This window comes from Pseudomonas sp. ACM7 (assembly GCF_004136015.1).
Taxonomy (GTDB): domain Bacteria; phylum Pseudomonadota; class Gammaproteobacteria; order Pseudomonadales; family Pseudomonadaceae; genus Aquipseudomonas; species Aquipseudomonas frigoris.
On record NZ_CP024866.1, the window covers coordinates 2,134,460 to 2,152,522 of the forward strand.

11 protein-coding genes and 1 pseudogene are annotated in these 18,063 nt (G+C 59.3%); 4 read left to right on the top strand and 8 right to left on the bottom strand.

The annotated features are described in order from the left end of the window. From CUN63_RS10060 to putP, 4 genes are all read right to left on the bottom strand, one after another. On the bottom strand, positions 1 to 416 hold a 416-nt coding region (locus tag CUN63_RS10060), incomplete at its 3' end, for a hypothetical protein (RefSeq protein ID WP_165353312.1). After that, a complete protein-coding gene (locus tag CUN63_RS10065) occupies positions 416 to 1,153 on the bottom strand; it encodes a DUF4123 domain-containing protein (protein WP_129439101.1) in 738 nt (245 codons plus the stop codon). The genes CUN63_RS10060 and CUN63_RS10065, both read right to left, overlap by 1 nt. Continuing rightward, entirely contained in the window at positions 1,143 to 3,161 is a 2,019-nt protein-coding gene (locus CUN63_RS10070; protein WP_129439102.1) for a type VI secretion system tip protein VgrG, read from the bottom strand. Before CUN63_RS10070 ends, CUN63_RS10065 begins: the two co-directional genes overlap by 11 nt. 380 nt (positions 3,162 to 3,541) lie before the next feature. Next, positions 3,542 to 5,026, bottom strand: coding sequence for a sodium/proline symporter PutP (gene putP / locus CUN63_RS10075; protein WP_129439103.1), 1,485 nt, complete (start codon positions 5,024 to 5,026; stop codon positions 3,542 to 3,544). Positions 5,027 to 5,490: 464 nt separating this feature from the next. Here putP and putA point away from each other — a divergent pair, with 464 nt between their 5' ends. Both putA and CUN63_RS10090 read left to right on the top strand, forming a co-directional pair. After that, on the top strand, positions 5,491 to 9,444 hold the full coding sequence (putA, locus tag CUN63_RS10080; RefSeq protein ID WP_129439104.1) for a trifunctional transcriptional regulator/proline dehydrogenase/L-glutamate gamma-semialdehyde dehydrogenase: 3,954 nt from the start codon (positions 5,491 to 5,493) through the stop codon (positions 9,442 to 9,444). Positions 9,445 to 9,690: 246 nt separating this feature from the next. Beyond that, positions 9,691 to 11,493: an acyl-CoA dehydrogenase gene (locus CUN63_RS10090; RefSeq protein ID WP_129439106.1), complete on the top strand. Its 1,803-nt coding sequence runs from the start codon at positions 9,691 to 9,693 to the stop codon at positions 11,491 to 11,493. Between the two features lie 132 nt (positions 11,494 to 11,625). Here the strand turns inward: CUN63_RS10090 and CUN63_RS32700 are convergent, their stop codons facing one another. The 4 genes and pseudogenes from CUN63_RS32700 to CUN63_RS10105 all read right to left on the bottom strand — a co-directional run bounded on the left by CUN63_RS32700 (position 11,626) and on the right by CUN63_RS10105 (position 14,193). Next, the gene (locus CUN63_RS32700) at positions 11,626 to 12,471 is read right to left on the bottom strand and encodes a methyl-accepting chemotaxis protein (RefSeq protein WP_371928231.1); all 846 of its coding nucleotides are present in this window, start codon (positions 12,469 to 12,471) and stop codon (positions 11,626 to 11,628) included. Positions 12,472 to 12,492: 21 nt separating this feature from the next. Then, positions 12,493 to 13,563: pseudogene (locus tag CUN63_RS32705) on the bottom strand (cache domain-containing protein); the annotation flags it as partial. A gap of 100 nt (positions 13,564 to 13,663) precedes the next feature. Further along, positions 13,664 to 13,966 carry a cell division protein ZapA gene (locus CUN63_RS10100; protein WP_129439108.1) on the bottom strand — a complete coding sequence of 101 codons (303 nt, stop codon included), beginning with the start codon at positions 13,964 to 13,966 and terminating at the stop codon, positions 13,664 to 13,666. Next, positions 13,963 to 14,193, bottom strand: a complete 231-nt coding sequence (locus tag CUN63_RS10105) for a hypothetical protein (protein WP_008149645.1) — start codon at positions 14,191 to 14,193, stop codon at positions 13,963 to 13,965. The genes CUN63_RS10100 and CUN63_RS10105 overlap by 4 nt, the downstream gene beginning before the upstream one ends. Positions 14,194 to 14,468: 275 nt before the next feature. Here CUN63_RS10105 and CUN63_RS10110 point away from each other — a divergent pair, with 275 nt between their 5' ends. Further along, a complete protein-coding gene (locus CUN63_RS10110; RefSeq protein ID WP_129439109.1) occupies positions 14,469 to 16,094 on the top strand; it encodes a methyl-accepting chemotaxis protein in 1,626 nt (541 codons plus the stop codon). A 223-nt stretch (positions 16,095 to 16,317) separates the two neighbouring features. Next, entirely contained in the window at positions 16,318 to 18,060 is a 1,743-nt protein-coding gene (locus CUN63_RS10115) for a potassium/proton antiporter (protein ID WP_129439110.1), read from the top strand. Positions 18,061 to 18,063: the final 3 nt, after the last annotated feature.

Genomic DNA, 18,063 nt, shown 5'->3' on the forward strand with positions numbered 1-18,063 from the left:
ACTTCGTGGTGAACGTGAACGCGGTAGAACTTGCCGGGTGTACCGGTGAACGTTCCCTTGCCGTTTTTATCGAGGGTGACCGACGTCTTTTCGCCGCTATCGCTGGCAATCACATCGACCTGAATATTCCCCACGGGAATGTCATAAACCGATTCAAACTTGCTCTCGATCTCTAGCTCTCCACCCTTCGGGCATTGCACCACGGAGGAGAAAAAATCGTCGTCGCCACTGCTCACCGCAGTGCTGGCATTGCCGAAACTTATGATTCGCTCCATACCCATCAACGAAGGCAAATCAGCGGCGTGACTGGCCTTGTCCGCCGCTTGGCTGAACCAGTGCTTGAGCTGTTCACGGTAGAGGGTGAGGGTGTCTTTGAAACCGTCGAGCTCCTGCTCGATCCGTATGATCTGATCCATCAGTTCAGCTCCGCCATCAGGTAGTCCACCAAAGCTGTTTTGGGTGCTTGAGGCAGGTCCGGTGTTTCAAGAAAGATCGCGACCTTGTGGCGCAAAACGCTGTCGGAAAACGCCTCAAAAAGATCAGGGCGCTCCTCGCTCAGCCACTTGAGCAAGTTGCTGATTCGGGTGGTTGCGAACTCGGTACCGAGGTGTTTGACCAGCGATTCGGAAACTTCCCACCACGGAAAAACCCGGGAGCTGCTCAGCGCTTGTCCACCGATTTCGAGCGATTGGCCGTTGATCAAACAGCGCCCGATCACCGGCATCAGCTGCGTAGCGTTAACCTCGGCCGACCGAAGAATCGGCAGCAAATAACGCCCATCCCAGAAGCGGAAAAACACCGCATTACCGTTGGGCAAAAGGACTTGAGTGAGGCTGCGAAGATGCTCGACCAGCACTTCTTGAGAGGCCGAAGAAACCGCCAGCCAACCCCAATCGCGAGACTCGGTGTTGGCGACCCACTCCAGAAACTCACTGCCTGCAGCGACGATTCCGACATAGGGCATCACCGGTTCCCACTCGGCGTAAGTGGTGTCGGCCCAGATCGGACTGGGTGCTTGAGCGGAGATCGAACGCTGCCACGCTTTGAACGGTTCAGCGCCGCTCGCATTGCTGAAAACCGCGAACAACTGCTCGGAAGGTTTGAGCGGTTGGCGATCCAGCCAGTTGTGGGGTGACAAGACATCAGGCTGCACAGACACCCTCCTTGCAGCGCTCACATTCCTCACAGAACGGCGCGTCGCTTTTCAGGCTCAGAATCTGTGCGGCACTTAGCAGCGCCGCCGGGGCGGCGACGAGTTTCAATGGGGTATCCGGCAAGGCTGGCGAAGCCGCCATGGCCGGCATTAACGCACCGCCAACCTGAATCGGCACACTGCTGAAGATGCCGCCGGGACCGATGTTGATCCACTGCCCGCCCGCCTGAATCGTCGCGCTGGCCCCGCCGTCGATCACCACTTGCTGGCCGGCGCTGACATGGAATTGCTGACTGGCATTCAGCGCCTGGCTGGTCACGCGAATGTGTCGGTCACCGACCACCACCAGGTGATCATCCAGTTTCACTTCGGTCTGGCGCTGGCCGTGGGTGATGCGTTGCTCGTCGGCCTTCAGCTCATGGCGAGCGGTGCCGGTGACGACAATGCTGCGGGCGTTATCAACCTGCACTTGTTGATCATTCAGCACGTGCTGAGTCCAGTTTCGCTGGGCGCGCAGGTAGATTTCCTCGGCGCCTTTGCGATCCTCGATGCGCAATTCGTTGTAACCGCCGCCACCGGGACTACTCTGGCTGCGGAAAATGCTGCGGGTTTTGTCAGCGGGAAGATCGAGCGGCACCGGGGTTGCGGCGTTTGGCAGGCAACCCATCACCAGCGGTTTGTCGGCATCGGCGTCGACGAATCCCACCAGCACTTCCATGCCGACTCGCGGGATCATCACGCTGCCATAACGGTCGTGCGCCCAGCCGGTGGCGACGCGCAGCCAGCAACTGGCGTGTTCATCGAGCTGACCGTCACGGTCCCAGGCCAGCTGAACCTTGACCCGACCGAACTCGTCGCAATGGATTTCGCTGTCGGCCGGGCCGGTCACCACGGCGGGTTGATAGCCGAGCATGCGTGGTTTTTCCGGCCCGAGCGGAGGGCGAAACGAAACGTCCCACGGTGTTGCCAGAAAGGTATTGCGATAGCCCTGGAAATCATCCGGATTGTCGCTGGTGACTGACTCTTCCAGCACTTGCGGCTGGCGGCCACGGTGCTCGATTTCGGTGATCAACCACAGGTCATTCCATGCCTGACGCGGATGCTCGGCCAGGTGTAGGAAGTGGCCACTGACCAACGCCGATTCGTCGCCACGACCTTCGGCCTGACGGAAGTCGGCGTTGTGGCGTTCGAGTGCTCGTTGGGCCAGATGCCTGCCGTGTTCGCGATCGGTGAATTGACCAGGAAAGTGGTAATCCTCGAGCACCGGTCGCAGCTCACTGTCGAGGCGGCTTTCAAGTTGCAGGCGAGGTTTCTGGAAGTCGTAGTCGCGACGGGTTACGGCTGTCGTCCGGGTTTCCAGTCGCACGTTGAAACGCTTGATGGCCGGCGCATCCGCCGCCATTCCGCTGCCCGGCAGGTATAGCGTCGGCTCGGGCAGACGAGGAAAAACCGTCTGATCATCACCAAATACCAGCAGGTGCCCGTCGATGCTGTGCTGAAAGTGGTAGTGAATGCCGATCTCGGCACACAGCCGCTGGATGAACGCCAGATCGCTTTCGGCGTATTGCACGCAGTACTCACGAGGGGAGTAGTCGCTGCCGAGCCGAAACTCGAAAGCATCGCGCTGGATGCCGTGGTCCTTGAGGATCTGCGCGATGATCGCCGGCACGCTTTTGTGCTGAAAGATCCGCTGATTGATGCGCTGACCGAGGTAAGCCAATCGCGGTACGAGACTGACTTGATAACCCGTCAGACGTTTCCCGGAATCACTTTGCCCGACCCGAAAAATCTGACCATGAATACCGGAACCTTGTGCATCGAAACTCAGAAACGCCTGACGATGCAGCAGGTTTTCGAGTTCGATGTCCGGTCGCTCGCTGACCAGTTCCAGGTCAAAACGGTAGGGTTGGCTGACGGCTTCCGAGCCCGAGAACTCAAGCACCTTGAGCTCATTCTGGACGCCGGCGATCGTCAGCGTGAAACGCGGTTGATTGGCTGGAGCGAACATCCGATGTGTCTCTGCAGAATGAAGGCGGGCGATTCTGCATGAGCAACAAGGGGTGTTGAGGTAGGGACAGGGAAATCAGATTTGCCCTACTTTTTTAGAGATTTATCCTTCAACAATTAGTGTGTTTGGCTACAGACAATTCCTTCAAAAGCACCACTAACCACTGTGGGAGCGAGCTTGCTCGCGATGGCGTCGGGTCAGTCGACCTAATTATTGAATGATCGACCGCTATCGTCGGAACGCCGCCCGGAGCAAGCTCGCTCCCACAGGGAATAGATAGGGATTCGAGATTTGCGTAAGCCAAAAAAAACGACCCGCCTCCAAAAGGAAGCGGGCCGTTTTCATGTTCGGCGAAAGGTCAGAGCATCAGCTCTTCCCCATCACTTATTCAGGCGGAAATCTGCCTCGGCAGCGGCGAAGCGATGAAGCATGCCGTGAGTCGGCTCACCCAGTTTGCTGACGATGTAGATCGCCAGGCTGGCGAAGATGAAACCAGGGATGATTTCGTACAGGCCCAGCAGCTCGAAGTGCTTCCAGACGATTACGGTGATCGCGCCAACCAGAATGCCGGCCAGTGCGCCGTTGCGAGTCATGTCTTTCCAGATCACGGAGATCAAGACCACCGGACCAAACGCTGCACCGAAACCGGCCCAGGCGTAGCTGACCAGACCCAAAACGCGGTTTTCCGGGTTAGCGGCAAGACCGATAGCGATCAGGGCAACCAGCAGCACCATGGCGCGGCCGACCCAGACCAGCTCAACCTGGGAAGCGGTTTTACGCAGGAAGGTTTTGTAGAAGTCTTCGGTCAGGGCGCTCGAGCACACCAGCAACTGGCAGCTCAGGGTGCTCATCACGGCAGCCAGAATGGCCGACAGCAGTACACCGGCAACCCAAGGATTGAAGAGGATTTTCGCCAGTTCGATAAACACGCGTTCGTGGTTTTCGGTCACCGGTGCGGCCAATTCAGGGTGCGCCGAGAAGTAAGCAATACCGAAGAAACCTACAGCGACGGTGCCGCCCAGGCACAGGATCATCCAGGTCATGGAGATGCGACGCGCTTTAGCGATCGACTTGACCGAATCCGCCGCCATGAAACGCGCCAGGATGTGCGGCTGGCCGAAGTAGCCCAGGCCCCAGCCCATCAGCGAAATCACGCCGATGAAGGTGGTGTTTTTCAGCATGTCGAAGTTGCTTGCGTCTTGCGCTTCGATGGCCAGGAACGTGGTGTCGACGCCGCCGGTGGCCAGCAGCACGATGATAGGCGTCAGCAACAGGGCGAAGATCATCAGGGTGGCTTGTACGGTGTCAGTCCAGCTCACGGCCAGGAAACCGCCAACAAAGGTGTAGGCAATCGTCGCCGCAGCACCGGCCCACAGCGCCGTCTCGTAGGACATGCCGAAGGTGCTTTCAAACAGACGGGCGCCAGCCACGATGCCGGAAGCGCAGTAGATGGTGAAGAACACCAGGATCACGACCGCGGAGATGATCCGCAGCAGACCGCTTTTGTCTTCGAAACGGCTGGAGAAGTAATCCGGCAGGGTCAGCGCATCGCCGTTGTGCTCGGTCTGCACGCGCAGACGGCCGGCGACGAACAGCCAGTTCAGGTAAGCACCGATGATCAGGCCGATGGCGATCCAGCTTTCGGACAGACCGGACATGTAGATAGCGCCCGGCAAGCCCATCAACAACCAGCCGCTCATGTCGGAGGCGCCGGCGGACAATGCAGTCACGACGCTGCCCAGGCTGCGACCGCCCAGAATGTAGTCAGAAAGATTGTTGGTGGAGCGATAGGCCATGAAGCCGATCAGCACCATTGCTGCGATGTAGATCACGAACGTGATCAGTGTTGGATTGCTTACGCTCATTAAGTGATGCCCTGGCTTTGTTTTTATGTAGCGGCAGAGTGTGAAACCGCCGACAAACGACAACGTTTGTTCAGACGATTTCGGGGCCCGCGCATTTATGACTGATGTTTCCCCAGGAAAGCCATCAGCCGGTGCACCTGTCTTTTTTGACCGGTTGCACCTTGGGCGCGAATGCTATTCAACAAAGCAAATAAGGTGCAACCAGTTTCGCGAGAATAAGTTGCACCCAGTCGGATTTATCCGGAAAAACCCTGTTTTTGCTCCCTTTTAGCGCAGTCCTGGCAGTTTACTAGAAGCAAAAGCACCAAGCAGGAGCGGTACGTTCGTACCGGAATTTATTTCCTGACGAGCTGCGTATTATTCCGACAAAAAAAGGGTTGCACCCGGTTGCACCTCGACGGTTGCACGGCTAATCTTGCCGCCAGCTGATGCCACGCGGTTGTGGCAAACATGAGGATAAAAATATGGCTACCACCACCCTTGGGGTCAAACTTGACGACCCGACCCGCGAGCGCCTCAAGGCTGCCGCGACCTCGATTGATCGCACGCCGCACTGGCTGATCAAGCAGGCAATTTTCAATTACCTGGAAAAACTCGAGGGTGGTGCAACCCTGACCGAGCTGAGCGGTTTGATCAGCAAAGACGCTGACGACGCCGGCGAAGTCCATGCCGACCACGCGCACCAGTGCTTCCTGGAATTCGCCGAAAGCATCCTGCCGCAATCGGTGCTGCGCGCTTCGATCACCGCCGCTTACCGTCGCCCGGAACCTGAAGTGGTGCCGATGCTGATCGAACAGGCTCGCCTGCCGGCAGCGATGGCCGAAGCCACCAACAAGCTCGCTTCCTCGATTGCCGAGAAGCTGCGCAATCAGAAGAGCGCTGGCGGCCGTGCCGGGATTGTTCAGGGCCTGTTGCAGGAATTTTCCCTGTCGTCCCAGGAAGGCGTGGCACTGATGTGCCTGGCCGAAGCGCTGCTGCGCATCCCGGACAAAGGCACCCGTGACGCGCTGATCCGCGACAAGATCAGCACCGGCAACTGGCACCCGCACTTGGGCAACAGCCCGTCACTGTTCGTCAACGCCGCCACCTGGGGCTTGTTGCTGACCGGCAAACTGGTCGCCACCCACAACGAAGCCGGCCTGACTTCGTCCTTGAGCCGCATCATCGGCAAGAGTGGCGAGCCGATGATCCGCAAGGGCGTCGACATGGCCATGCGCCTGATGGGCGAGCAGTTCGTGACCGGCGAAACCATCGCCGAAGCCCTGGCCAACGCCAGCAAGTTCGAAGCCAAAGGCTTCCGCTACTCCTACGACATGCTGGGTGAAGCCGCACTCACCGAGCACGACGCCCAGAAATACCTGGCCTCGTACGAACAAGCCATCCACTCGATCGGCAAAGCATCCCACGGTCGTGGGATTTATGAAGGCCCGGGCATTTCCATCAAGCTGTCGGCACTGCACCCGCGTTACAGCCGTGCGCAGTACGAGCGCGTGATGGACGAGTTGTACCCGCGCCTGCTGTCGCTGACCCTGCTGGCCAAGCAATACGACATCGGCCTGAACATCGACGCCGAAGAAGCCGACCGCCTCGAGCTGTCGCTGGATCTGCTGGAGCGCCTGTGCTTCGAGCCGCAACTGACCGGCTGGAACGGCATCGGTTTCGTGATCCAGGCTTATCAAAAGCGTTGCCCGTACGTAATCGACTACGTGATCGACCTGGCTCGTCGCAGCCGTCATCGCCTGATGATCCGCCTGGTGAAAGGCGCGTACTGGGACAGCGAAATCAAGCGCGCCCAGGTCGAAGGCCTGGAAGGCTATCCGGTCTACACCCGCAAGGTGTACACCGACGTGTCCTACATCGCCTGCGCCCGCAAACTGCTGTCGGTACCGGAAGTCATCTACCCGCAGTTCGCCACGCACAACGCCCACACCTTGTCGGCCATTTATCACATTGCCGGTCAGAACTATTACCCCGGCCAGTACGAGTTCCAGTGCCTGCACGGCATGGGCGAACCGTTGTACGAACAAGTTGTAGGTAAAGTTCCCGAAGGCAAGCTGAACCGTCCGTGCCGCGTGTACGCACCGGTCGGTACTCACGAAACACTGCTGGCGTACCTGGTACGTCGTCTGCTGGAAAACGGTGCGAACACCTCGTTCGTCAACCGCATCGCCGACCAATCTATTTCGATCCAGGAGCTGGTGGCCGATCCAGTGGCCAGCATCGAGCAGATGGCGACGCTGGAAGGCGGCTTCGGCCTGCCGCACCCGCGTATCCCACTGCCGCGTGATCTTTATGGTGCCGAGCGCGCCAACTCCAGCGGCATCGACATGGCCAACGAACATCGTCTGGCTTCCCTGTCCTGCGCCTTGCTGGCAACCGCTCATAACAACTGGAAAGCCGCGCCGATGCTCGGTTGCGCCTCCAGTACCGAAACACCTGCGCCAGTCCTGAACCCGTCCGATCTGCGTGACGTGGTCGGCCATGTGCAGGAAGCCACCGTCGAAGACGTCGACAACGCGATCCAGTGCGCCCTGAACGCTGCACCAATCTGGCAGGCCACGCCGCCCGCCGAACGTGCTGCGATTCTGGAACGTGCCGCCGATTTGATGGAAGGCGAGATCCAGCCGCTGATGGGCCTGCTGGCTCGCGAAGCCGGCAAGACCTTCGCCAACGCCATCGCCGAAGTACGTGAAGCTGTGGACTTCCTGCGTTATTACGCAGTGCAGGCTCGCAACGATTTCACCAACGACGCCCACCGTCCATTGGGTCCGGTGGTGTGCATCAGCCCGTGGAACTTCCCGCTGGCGATTTTCAGTGGCCAAGTCGCTGCTGCATTGGCCGCCGGTAACCCGGTACTGGCCAAGCCTGCGGAACAAACCCCGCTGGTGGCTGCTCAAGCCGTGCGCTTGCTGCTCGAAGCCGGGATTCCGGAAGGCGTGCTGCAACTGCTGCCGGGCCGTGGCGAAACCGTTGGCGCGCGTCTGGTCGGCGACGATCGGGTCAAAGGTGTGATGTTCACCGGTTCCACCGAAGTCGCTCGTTTGCTGCAACGCAACGTCGCGGGTCGTCTGGATGCTCAAGGTCGCCCGATTCCGCTGATCGCCGAAACCGGCGGCCAGAACGCGATGATCGTCGACTCCTCGGCACTGACTGAACAAGTTGTGATCGACGTGGTGTCTTCGGCCTTCGACAGCGCCGGTCAACGTTGCTCGGCGCTGCGTGTGCTGTGCCTGCAGGAAGATTCCGCTGACCGTGTCATCGAAATGCTTAAAGGTGCCATGGCTGAATGCCGACTCGGCAACCCTGAGCGGCTGTCCGTGGACATCGGCCCGGTGATCGACGCCGAAGCCAAGGCCGGCATCGAGAAGCACATCCAGGGCATGCGTGACAAAGGTCGCAGCGTGTATCAGGTAGCCATTGCCAACACCGAAGAAGTCAAACGCGGCACCTTCGTGATGCCGACGCTGATCGAACTGGAAAGCTTCGACGAGCTGCAACGGGAGATCTTCGGCCCGGTGCTGCACGTGGTTCGCTACAAGCGCAAAGAGATTGATCAGCTGATTGGTCAGATCAACGCTTCCGGCTACGGCCTGACCTTGGGCGTGCACACTCGCATCGACGAGACCATCGCCAAGGTGATCGACAACGTCAACGCCGGTAACGTCTACGTGAACCGCAACATTGTGGGTGCTGTGGTTGGCGTGCAGCCGTTCGGTGGCGAAGGTCTGTCGGGCACCGGTCCGAAGGCCGGTGGTCCGTTGTACTTGTACCGCCTGCTGTCGACGCGTCCTACCGATGCAATCGAACAATCCTTCGCTCGCGGTGATGCCATCGCGGCACCGGATGTTCGTCTGCGTGATGCCATGAGCAAACCGTTGAAGGCCCTGCAAGCCTGGGCTGACAGCAACAAGTTTGCCGACCTGAGCACCCTGTGCGTGCAGTTCGCGGCGCAATCGCAAAGCGGGATCACCCGTGTTCTGGCGGGCCCGACCGGCGAGCGCAACAGCTACGCCATCCTGCCGCGCGAACACGTGCTGTGCCTGGCGGAAGTCGAAGGTGATCTGCTGACGCAACTGGCGGCGGTATTGGCAGTCGGCGGTTCGGCGGTATGGCCGGAAGCTGAATTGACCAAGGCATTGTTCGCACGTCTGCCGAAGGAAGTTCAGGCGAAGATCAAGCTGGTTTCCGACTGGAGCAAGGACGAAGTACTGTTTGATGCGGTTCTGCATCACGGCCATTCCGATCAGTTGCGTGCGGTGTGCCAGCAAGTGGCCAAGCGTGCCGGTGCGATCGTTGGGGTTCATGGGTTGTCCCAGGGCGAGACCAACATTGCGCTGGAGCGTCTGGTGATTGAGCGGGCGTTGAGCGTTAACACTGCTGCGGCGGGTGGTAATGCGAGCTTGATGACTATCGGCTAAACCGCAACAAGACCGGGCGCCCGCTATGGACGCCTGGAATGCAAAACCCCTTGTGGGAGCGGGCTTGCTCGCGAAGGCGGTCGATCATTCAACATTGATGTTGAATGTAATGGCCTCTTCGCGAGCAAGCCCGCTCCCACATTTGATTAGCGGTGCCCGGACTCCACCATCACGCTCATCAATCATCCTGTTCAGCCTCTATTCCCACGCCTAGACTCGGCCCATTCCAAAAAAAGGTAGGCCGCCATGTCCGAGACGTTGCTCAGTTCCCGCAATCTGGCTTTCGAGCTGTATGAAGTCCTCGATGCCGAAGGCCTGACCCAGCGTGAGCGTTTCGCCGAGCACAACCGCGAGACCTTCGATGCTGCCATCGGCACCGCCCGCACCATCGCCGAGAAGTTCTTCGCGCCGCATAACCGCAAGGGCGACGAGAACGAACCGCGCTATGAGGACGGTCAGGCGATTCTGATTCCGGAAGTGAAACCGGCGGTGGATGCCTTCCTTGAAGCCGGTTTCCTCAACGCGGCACGCAGTTTCGATGCAGGCGGCATGCAACTTCCTACGCTGTTGTCCCAGGCCTGTTTTGCGCATTTCCAATCAGCCAACGCGGCGTCGACCTCTTATCCGTTCCTGACCATGGGCGCGGCGAATCTGATCGAGAGTTTCGGCACCGAAGAGCAGAAACAGCGCTTCCTGCAACCAATGATCGACGGACGCTTCTTCGGCACCATGGCGCTGACCGAACCGCATGCCGGCTCGTCGCTATCGGATATTCGTACCCGTGCAGAGCCGGCGTCTGACGGCACGTACCGACTCAAGGGCAACAAGATCTTTATCTCTGGCGGTGATCACCCGCTGTCGGAAAACATCGTGCACATGGTGCTGGCCAAGCTGCCGGATGCACCAGCTGGCGTGAAAGGGATTTCGCTGTTCATCGTGCCCAAGTTTCTGGTCAACGATGACGGCAGTCTGGGCAAACGTAACGACGTACTGCTGGCCGGGTTGTTCCACAAGATGGGCTGGCGCGGCACTACGTCCACCGCGCTGAACTTCGGCGATAACGGCGAGTGTGTCGGCTACCTCGTGGGCAAGCCTCATCATGGCTTGAGCTACATGTTCCAGATGATGAACGAGGCGCGAATCGGCGTCGGCATGGGCGCGGTGATGCTCGGTTACGCCGGTTATCTGTATTCCCTGGAGTACGCACGCGAGCGCCCGCAAGGTCGCGTGCCGGACAGCAAGGACCCGAATACCGCGCCAGTGGCGATCATTCAGCACGCCGACGTCAAACGCATGTTGCTGACCCAGAAAGCGTACGTCGAAGGCTCGTTCGACCTCGGGTTATACGCGGCGCGACTGTTTGACGACACCACGACGCTTGAGACTGAAGCTGAGCGCAAACAGGCCCATGAACTGCTGGATTTGCTGACGCCGATCGTCAAATCCTGGCCATCGGAGTTTTGCCTGAAGGCCAACGAACTGGCGATCCAGATACTCGGCGGCCACGGCTACACCCGCGAATACCCGGTGGAGCAGTATTACCGCGACAACCGTCTGAACCCGATCCACGAAGGGACTCACGGCATTCAATCGCTGGACTTGCTGGGCCGCAAACTGGCACAGAACGGTGGTGCGGGGCTCAAGCAATTGATCCGTCTGATTGCTGATACCGCCGAGCGCGCTCAAGCGTATGAATCGTTGACCGCGCTGCGTGAGCCGCTGGAAAAATTGGTGGCGCGTCTGCAAACCGTGACCATTGGTTTGCTGACGGATTTGGGGCAAGGCAAGGTTAATAGCAGCCTGGCGAACTCGGCGCTGTACCTGAAAGTGTTCGGGCATACGGTGATTGGCTGGCGCTGGCTGGAGCAGGCGATTCGCGCTGAGGAAGGGTTGGCCAAAGGGAATGTGGCGGATGTGAGCTTCTATAAAGGCAAGTTGCAGGCGGCGCGGTATTTTCTGACGTGGGAAGTGCCGGGTTGCCATCATGAATTGGCGATTCTTGAGGCTCGGGATGATGTGTGCCTTGGGATGCAGGATGAGTGGTTCTAACCAGAGCCCTTTTGTGCTGCTGAAATCCCTTCGCGAGCAAGCCCGCTCCCACAGTTGACCGCGTTGCCTGATGCATCGCGGATCAAATGTGGGAGCGGGCTTGCTCGCGAAGGGGCCCGCACTGACTACACATCAACTCAGCTTGAAACTGCCCATCTGCCGCGCCAAATCATCCGCCAACCGCTGCAACGTCTGACAGTCTTCACGGCAAGCCCTGACTTCCCCTGCCGTCGCCCGGGCCAAATCAGAAATCCCCTGCACGTTCCGGTTAATCTCTTCCGTCACCGCCGACTGCTCTTCCGTCGCCGCCGCCACCTGATGGTTCATGTCGCTGATGCGCTCGACCTGTCCGGTAATCGCCGTCAACGACGCCCCGGTGCGCTGGCTCGACTCAACCCCCGTGCCCGTCGCCGCTTGCCCGGAATGCATCGACGACACCGCGTTCTCCGCGCCTTGCTTGAGGCTGCCAATCATCTGCTGAATCTCATCAGTCGACGACTGCGTCCGCCGCGCCAACGTCCGCACTTCATCCGCGACTACCGCAAACCCACGCCCCATGTCCCCGGCCCGCGCCGCTTCGATGGCCGCGTTGAGCGCCAACAAGTTGGTCTGCTCGGAAATCCCGCGAATCACTGCCAGCACCTGATCGATGGATGCCACCTGATGGGCCAACTCGCCCACCGCACTGGCAGCGAGGCCGATTTCATCGGACATGCTTTCAATATGCCGGATCGACCCGCCCACCACTTCCCGCGCCTGCATCGCCTCATCCCGGGCGGTTTGCGAAGCCACGGCTGCATTACCGGCGTTCTGGGCGATTTCCTGTACGGTCAGGCCCATTTCGTGGACGGCGGTGGCGACCATGTCGGTCATTTCCTGCTGCCGGCCGGAACGCTCTGCGGTGTTGTCCACCACCCGCGCCACTTGGCCGACTGCCGTGCGTAAACGCTCGCTGGTGGTCAGCACTTCGCCGATCATGTCGCGCTGACTTTCCAGGAATCGATTGAAGCCACGCGCCAGGTCGCCCAGTTCATCGGCGCGACTGGAATCTAACCTGTGGGTCAAATCTCCCCCACCGCTACCGATGGCTACCAGCGCTGCTGTTACCTGACGGATCGGCCGCACCAATCCCCGGGCCAGCAACACCACCAGCAACAGGCACACCAGCGCCACCGCCAGGCCGATGCCGCTGCTCATCCACATGGCGCGACGGGCTTCAGCGTAGATTTGCGACTGTGGCACTTCGGCCACCAGCGTCCAGCCCAGATCACGCAACGGCAGGCTCAACGCCAGATAATCTTCGCCGTCGCGGACAAAGCTACTGTTGGTGGCAACTTTTTGACCCATCACCGCTTGTGCGGCAGTTGCACCAATTTGTTCGGCCAACGTGCGTTTGCCGCTGAATTGCGCCTCGGGATGAACCTGGATCAAACCGTCGGAACGCACGAGATAGACCTTGCCGCGCTCGCCGAAGTTGAAATTGTGGATCAGCTCCGACAGCTCTTTCATGCTCAGGCCAAGCCCGGCAACGCCCACGACTTTGCCGGCCTGCTCGACTTTGAGGTCGATGAACAGCGCCAATTCTCCAGTCGCGGTGTCATTGTCGATATTGAGGGTGCGCGGCTGGTTGCTGTCGAGGAACGAATAGAACCAGGCGTCTTTGGGGTTGGAGCGGCTGAGGGTCCGGTCCAGGCCTTTTTCGGTGAAGTAGTGGTTTGAAGCAGTGCCTATCATCAGCGCGGTAAAGGCTTTGTGCTCGGCACGGATGCCTTCCAGATAGGTAACGAAGGTGTTGGTCTGGGCACTGTTTTCACCCCCGGCCAACCAGTCGCGCACCATGCTATTGCTGGCGATGTCCTTGGCGGCGGTGAGGGGTTGAACGAGGATTCGCTCGATGTCGTTGCGCATCGCTTCGATGCTCGACGGCAGCGCTTGTTCGACCAGATAGCGCTCGGCGAGGCGGTTGACCACGAGGGTATAAATGCCAACCACGATCAGAATACTGACCAGCAGGGCGGTGCCCATGCTCAGGATCAACTGCCATTGAATACTGCGTCGCCAGAACTGCATGGAGCACCCCCAAAGAATAAGAGGCTGAAACACTGCAACAGCCGTGCCGATTGTATACAACGCAAACGACAATTTATTCTTTGGTTGTGCGCAAAGCCGATCAGGCCTGATTGATCGTCTTGGAGATCACTTCAACCGTGGCGCTGACTTGCTCTTGGTAACGGTCGAGTTCCTGCTTGTGCTGTTTCTGCATTTCGATCTGCTGGGAGCACAGATTCATTGCCGCCAGCACCAACAAGCGGTCACCGATCAGTGTCGGGTACTTCTTTTTGGTGTCAGCCAGGGCAGCCTTCAGCATTAACGCGGCGTCCAGCAGGGTTTGTTCTTCCCCGGCCGGCGCCTTGATCGAATAGTCCTCCCCCAGGATCGAGACGACTTTTACCCCTGCGGCGCCGTGATTCATGCGCTGACTGGGCCGGCGCTGACGCGCTCAACCAGGGCCTGGATGCGTGCAGCGGTGGCACCTTGTTTCTCTTCCTGTTCCATCAGGCTCAGCTGCAGGCTTTCGTTTTCATCCTTGGCCTGGGCCAGTTCTGCGCTCAGGGTTTGGTTAGTGCCGAGCAGGGTCTGGTTCTGTTGCACCAGGTCGCTGACCAGCTGTTCCAATTGGCTTAGGGATGCTTCCAACATTTTGATTTTCCAAGCATTTTCAAAGGGCGCGTACGATAAAGAAAAGTCACCACGGATGCCAGGGTTATTGGGGCGCAAGGCCTTGATTTTCCTGGCGGGTGACCTTCCTCGCGAACTTTAAAGACTGTGATTGGCGGATCTGGTTCCTGCACTTCGTCGCCGGAGCCTTTGTGCGACAAAAACGCGCAGGGCCTCAAGACTTTAGTCGTATGACCGATAAGTCACCCATACGTCAGTCTCAGCGCCGCACGGATGCGCTCTTTTCGGTAAACACCATGTCCCTTCGTAATATGAATATCGCGCCACGGGCGTTCCTCGGTTTTGCCCTGATTGGCGGTTTGATGCTGGTTTTGGGGGTATTTGCCTTGAACCAGATGAGCAAGATTCGCGACGCCGGTGAAGACATCGCCTCCATGAGTGTGCCGAGCATCAAGAGCCTCGACGAATTCACTCAGCTGACACTGCGCCTGCGGGTGCTGTCCTACCGTTTGCTGGTGAACCGCGAACCGGACGTGCAGCAGAAAACCTTCGAGCTGTTTGACTTGCGTAATCAGCAGATCCGCGACGCTCAACGAGTCTACGAACCGCTGATCGACGGCCCGCAGGAACGCGCTGCTTACGATCAATACGTGCAGTTGCTGGCGCAGTATCGCCAACTCGAAGATCGGATGAAGACGCTGTCGCGCAACAACCAGGTCGACGAACTGCGCACCATGCTCAACAGCGAATTGCTCTCCAACTCCGAAGCGGTCAACTCGGCCCTGGCAAAGTTGCTTGAGATCAACACCCGACAGATCGAAGCAACCGACACCCTTGCCGGTGAGCAATATTCGACGTCTCTCAATCTGGTGATCATTTTGCTGGTCATCGCCAGCGGCCTGACCCTGCTTTTCGCCTGGTTGCTGACCAACAGCATCACCAAGCCAATCGCCAACGCCCTGAGCGCTGCCGAAGAAATTGCTGAAGGCAACCTGACTCGCCCGATCACAGTAGACGGTGAGGACGAAGCCGGCCGCTTGCTGCTGGCCATGTCGAAGATGCAGGACAAGCTGCGCGACACCCTGCAACGGATTTCCGGTTCCGCCACGCAACTGGCGTCGGCCGCTGAAGAGCTCAACAGTGTCACTGACGAAAGCGCTCGTGGCCTGACCCAGCAGAACAACGAAATCGAACAGGCCGCCACCGCGGTCAACGAAATGACCAGCGCCGTGGAAGAAGTCGCGCGCAATGCCGTCAGCACGTCCGAAGCCTCGAAAAATGCCACCACTTCCGCCGGTGATGGTCGTGACCTGGTGCAGGAAACCGTCAGCGCCATCGAACGCATGAGCGCCGATGTGCAGAGCACCGCGACCCTGATTGGCGATCTGGCCAATGAGTCCCGTGACATCGGCAAAGTGCTGGACGTGATTCGCGGCCTGGCTGACCAGACCAACTTGCTGGCATTGAACGCAGCCATCGAAGCAGCCCGTGCCGGTGAGGCCGGTCGTGGTTTTGCCGTAGTAGCAGATGAGGTCCGTGCCCTGGCGCATCGCACCCAGCAGTCGACCAGCGAAATCGAACGCATGATCGGCAGTATCCAGAGCGGTACCGAACACGCGGTGGATTCGATGCGCAACAGCACCGAGCGTGCTGAATCGACCTTGAACATCGCCCGTGGTGCAGGCATGTCGCTGGACACTATTAATAGCGCGATCGTCGAAATCAACGAACGCAACCTGGTGATCGCCAGCGCCGCCGAAGAGCAGGCACAGGTGGCCCGCGAAGTGGATCGCAACCTGGTGAATATTCGTGATCTGTCGGTGCAGTCGGCGACCGGGGCTAACCAGACCAGTGCTGCGAGCAATGAGCTGTCGCGATTGGCGCTGGACCTGAACAACATGGTTGGGCGGTTTAGCCTCTAAACGAAGATCGCGTCACTGCCGAAAAGATCGCAGCCTCGTTTCACTCGACAGCTCCTACAGGTTTACGCGGATCCTTTGTAGGAGCTGTCGAGTGAAGCGAGGCTGCGATCTTTTGATCTGCAAAACCTTTTTGACAGCATCACATTTCAACAGGTTAGAATCGCTGGCACGCAGACTGCATGGTCAGTTTGCGCCCGCCTTTCAGCTTTCTGGAGTACTGCCTTTGAATGCGACGACCATCAACAGCCTGTTCTTGATCGGCGCGTTGCTGGTAGGTGCAAGCATTCTGGTGAGCTCACTTTCGTCGCGCCTCGGTATCCCGATTCTGGTGATCATCCTCGCGGTGGGCATGTCGGCCGGCGTCGATGGCGCCGGCATTATTTTCGATAACTACCCAACAGCTTATCTGGTCGGCAACCTCGCCCTGGCCGTCATCCTGCTCGACGGCGGCTTGCGCACCCGGGTTTCCAGCTTCCGCGTGGCGTTATGGCCGGCGCTGTCGCTGGCGACGGTCGGGGTGTTGATCACCACCGGGCTGACCGGCATGGCCGCCGCGTGGCTGTTCAACCTGAACCTGATCCAGGGCCTGCTGATCGGCGCTATCGTCGGCTCCACCGACGCCGCGGCGGTGTTCTCGCTGCTCGGCGGCAAAGGCCTGAACGAACGGGTCACCGCCAGCCTCGAGATCGAGTCGGGCAGCAACGACCCGATGGCGGTGTTCCTCACCGTGACCCTGATCGACATGCTCGCCAGCGGCCAGACCGGTCTGCATTGGAGCCTGCTCGGGCACTTGATGCGTGAGTTCGGTATCGGTGCCGTCATCGGCCTGGGCGGCGGCTGGGTCATGTTGCAGCTGGTCAACCGTATCCACTTGGCCACCGGCCTTTATCCGATTCTGGTCATTGCTGGCGGACTGGTCGTGTTTGCCCTGACCAACGCCTTGCACGGCAGCGGCTTTTTGGCGGTTTACCTGTGCGGCCTGGTCATCGGCAACCGCCCGGTGCGCAGCCGCCACGGCATTTTGCACATGCTCGATGGCATGGCCTGGCTGGCGCAAATCGGCATGTTCCTGGTACTGGGGTTGCTGGTGACGCCCCACGACTTGCTGCCGATTGCCCTGCCCGCTCTGGGCCTGGCGCTGTGGATGATTCTGTTTGCGCGGCCGTTGTCGGTGATCGTTGGCCTGCTGCCCTTCAGGGCGTTCCATGGGCGCGAGAAGGCGTTCATTTCCTGGGTCGGGTTACGTGGCGCGGTCCCGATCATTCTGGCGGTGTTCCCGCTGATGGCCGGCCTGCCCAACGCCCAGCTCTATTTCAACCTCGCGTTCTTTATCGTCTTGGTGTCACTGCTGGTGCAGGGCACGAGCCTGCCGTGGGTGGCGAAGCTTTTGAAAGTGACCGTTCCGCCGGAGCCTGCGCCGATCTCCCGCGCAGCTCTGGAAGTGCACGTCACCAGTGAGTGGGAGCTGTTCGTTTATCGCCTCGGTGCCGAGAAATGGTGCATCGGCTCGCCCCTTCGCGAGCTGAAAATGCCCGAAGGCACCCGGATTGCGGCACTGTTTCGTGGCCAGCAACTGCTCCATCCGTCGGGTAGTACGGTGCTCGAAGTCGACGATTTACTGTGCGTAATCGGCCATGAACACAACCTTCCGGCCCTCGGAAAACTCTTCAGTCAGGCACCGCAACGGGGCCTCGATTTGCGCTTCTTCGGCGACTTCGTACTCGAAGGAGACGCCCAGTTGGCCGCGGTTGCGGCGCTGTACGGGTTGAAAGTGGATGGCATCGATCCGGACATGTCGCTCGGCCACTTCATTGCCCATAAAGTGGGCGGTGCACCCGTAGTCGGCGACCAGGTGGAGTGGAACAACACCATTTGGACCGTCGCGGTCATGGAAGGGAACAAGATCGGTAAAGTGGGCGTCAGATTCCCCGAAGGAAGTCGCCCCGGTCCGGGCTTGTTCCTCTAAACT

Excerpts from the sequence above, each read along its gene's own strand:
- CUN63_RS10070 (WP_129439102.1), bottom strand. The coding sequence starts at position 3,161 with ATGTTCGCTCCAGCCAATCAACCGCGTTTCACGCTGACGATCGCCGGC.
- putP (WP_129439103.1), bottom strand. The coding sequence starts at position 5,026 with ATGAGCGTAAGCAATCCAACACTGATCACGTTCGTGATCTACATCGCA.
- putA (WP_129439104.1), top strand. The coding sequence starts at position 5,491 with ATGGCTACCACCACCCTTGGGGTCAAACTTGACGACCCGACCCGCGAG.
- CUN63_RS10090 (WP_129439106.1), top strand. The coding sequence starts at position 9,691 with ATGTCCGAGACGTTGCTCAGTTCCCGCAATCTGGCTTTCGAGCTGTAT.
- CUN63_RS32700 (WP_371928231.1), bottom strand. The coding sequence starts at position 12,471 with ATGATCGGCGAAGTGCTGACCACCAGCGAGCGTTTACGCACGGCAGTC.
- CUN63_RS10100 (WP_129439108.1), bottom strand. The coding sequence starts at position 13,966 with ATGAATCACGGCGCCGCAGGGGTAAAAGTCGTCTCGATCCTGGGGGAG.
- CUN63_RS10105 (WP_008149645.1), bottom strand. The coding sequence starts at position 14,193 with ATGTTGGAAGCATCCCTAAGCCAATTGGAACAGCTGGTCAGCGACCTG.
- CUN63_RS10110 (WP_129439109.1), top strand. The coding sequence starts at position 14,469 with ATGTCCCTTCGTAATATGAATATCGCGCCACGGGCGTTCCTCGGTTTT.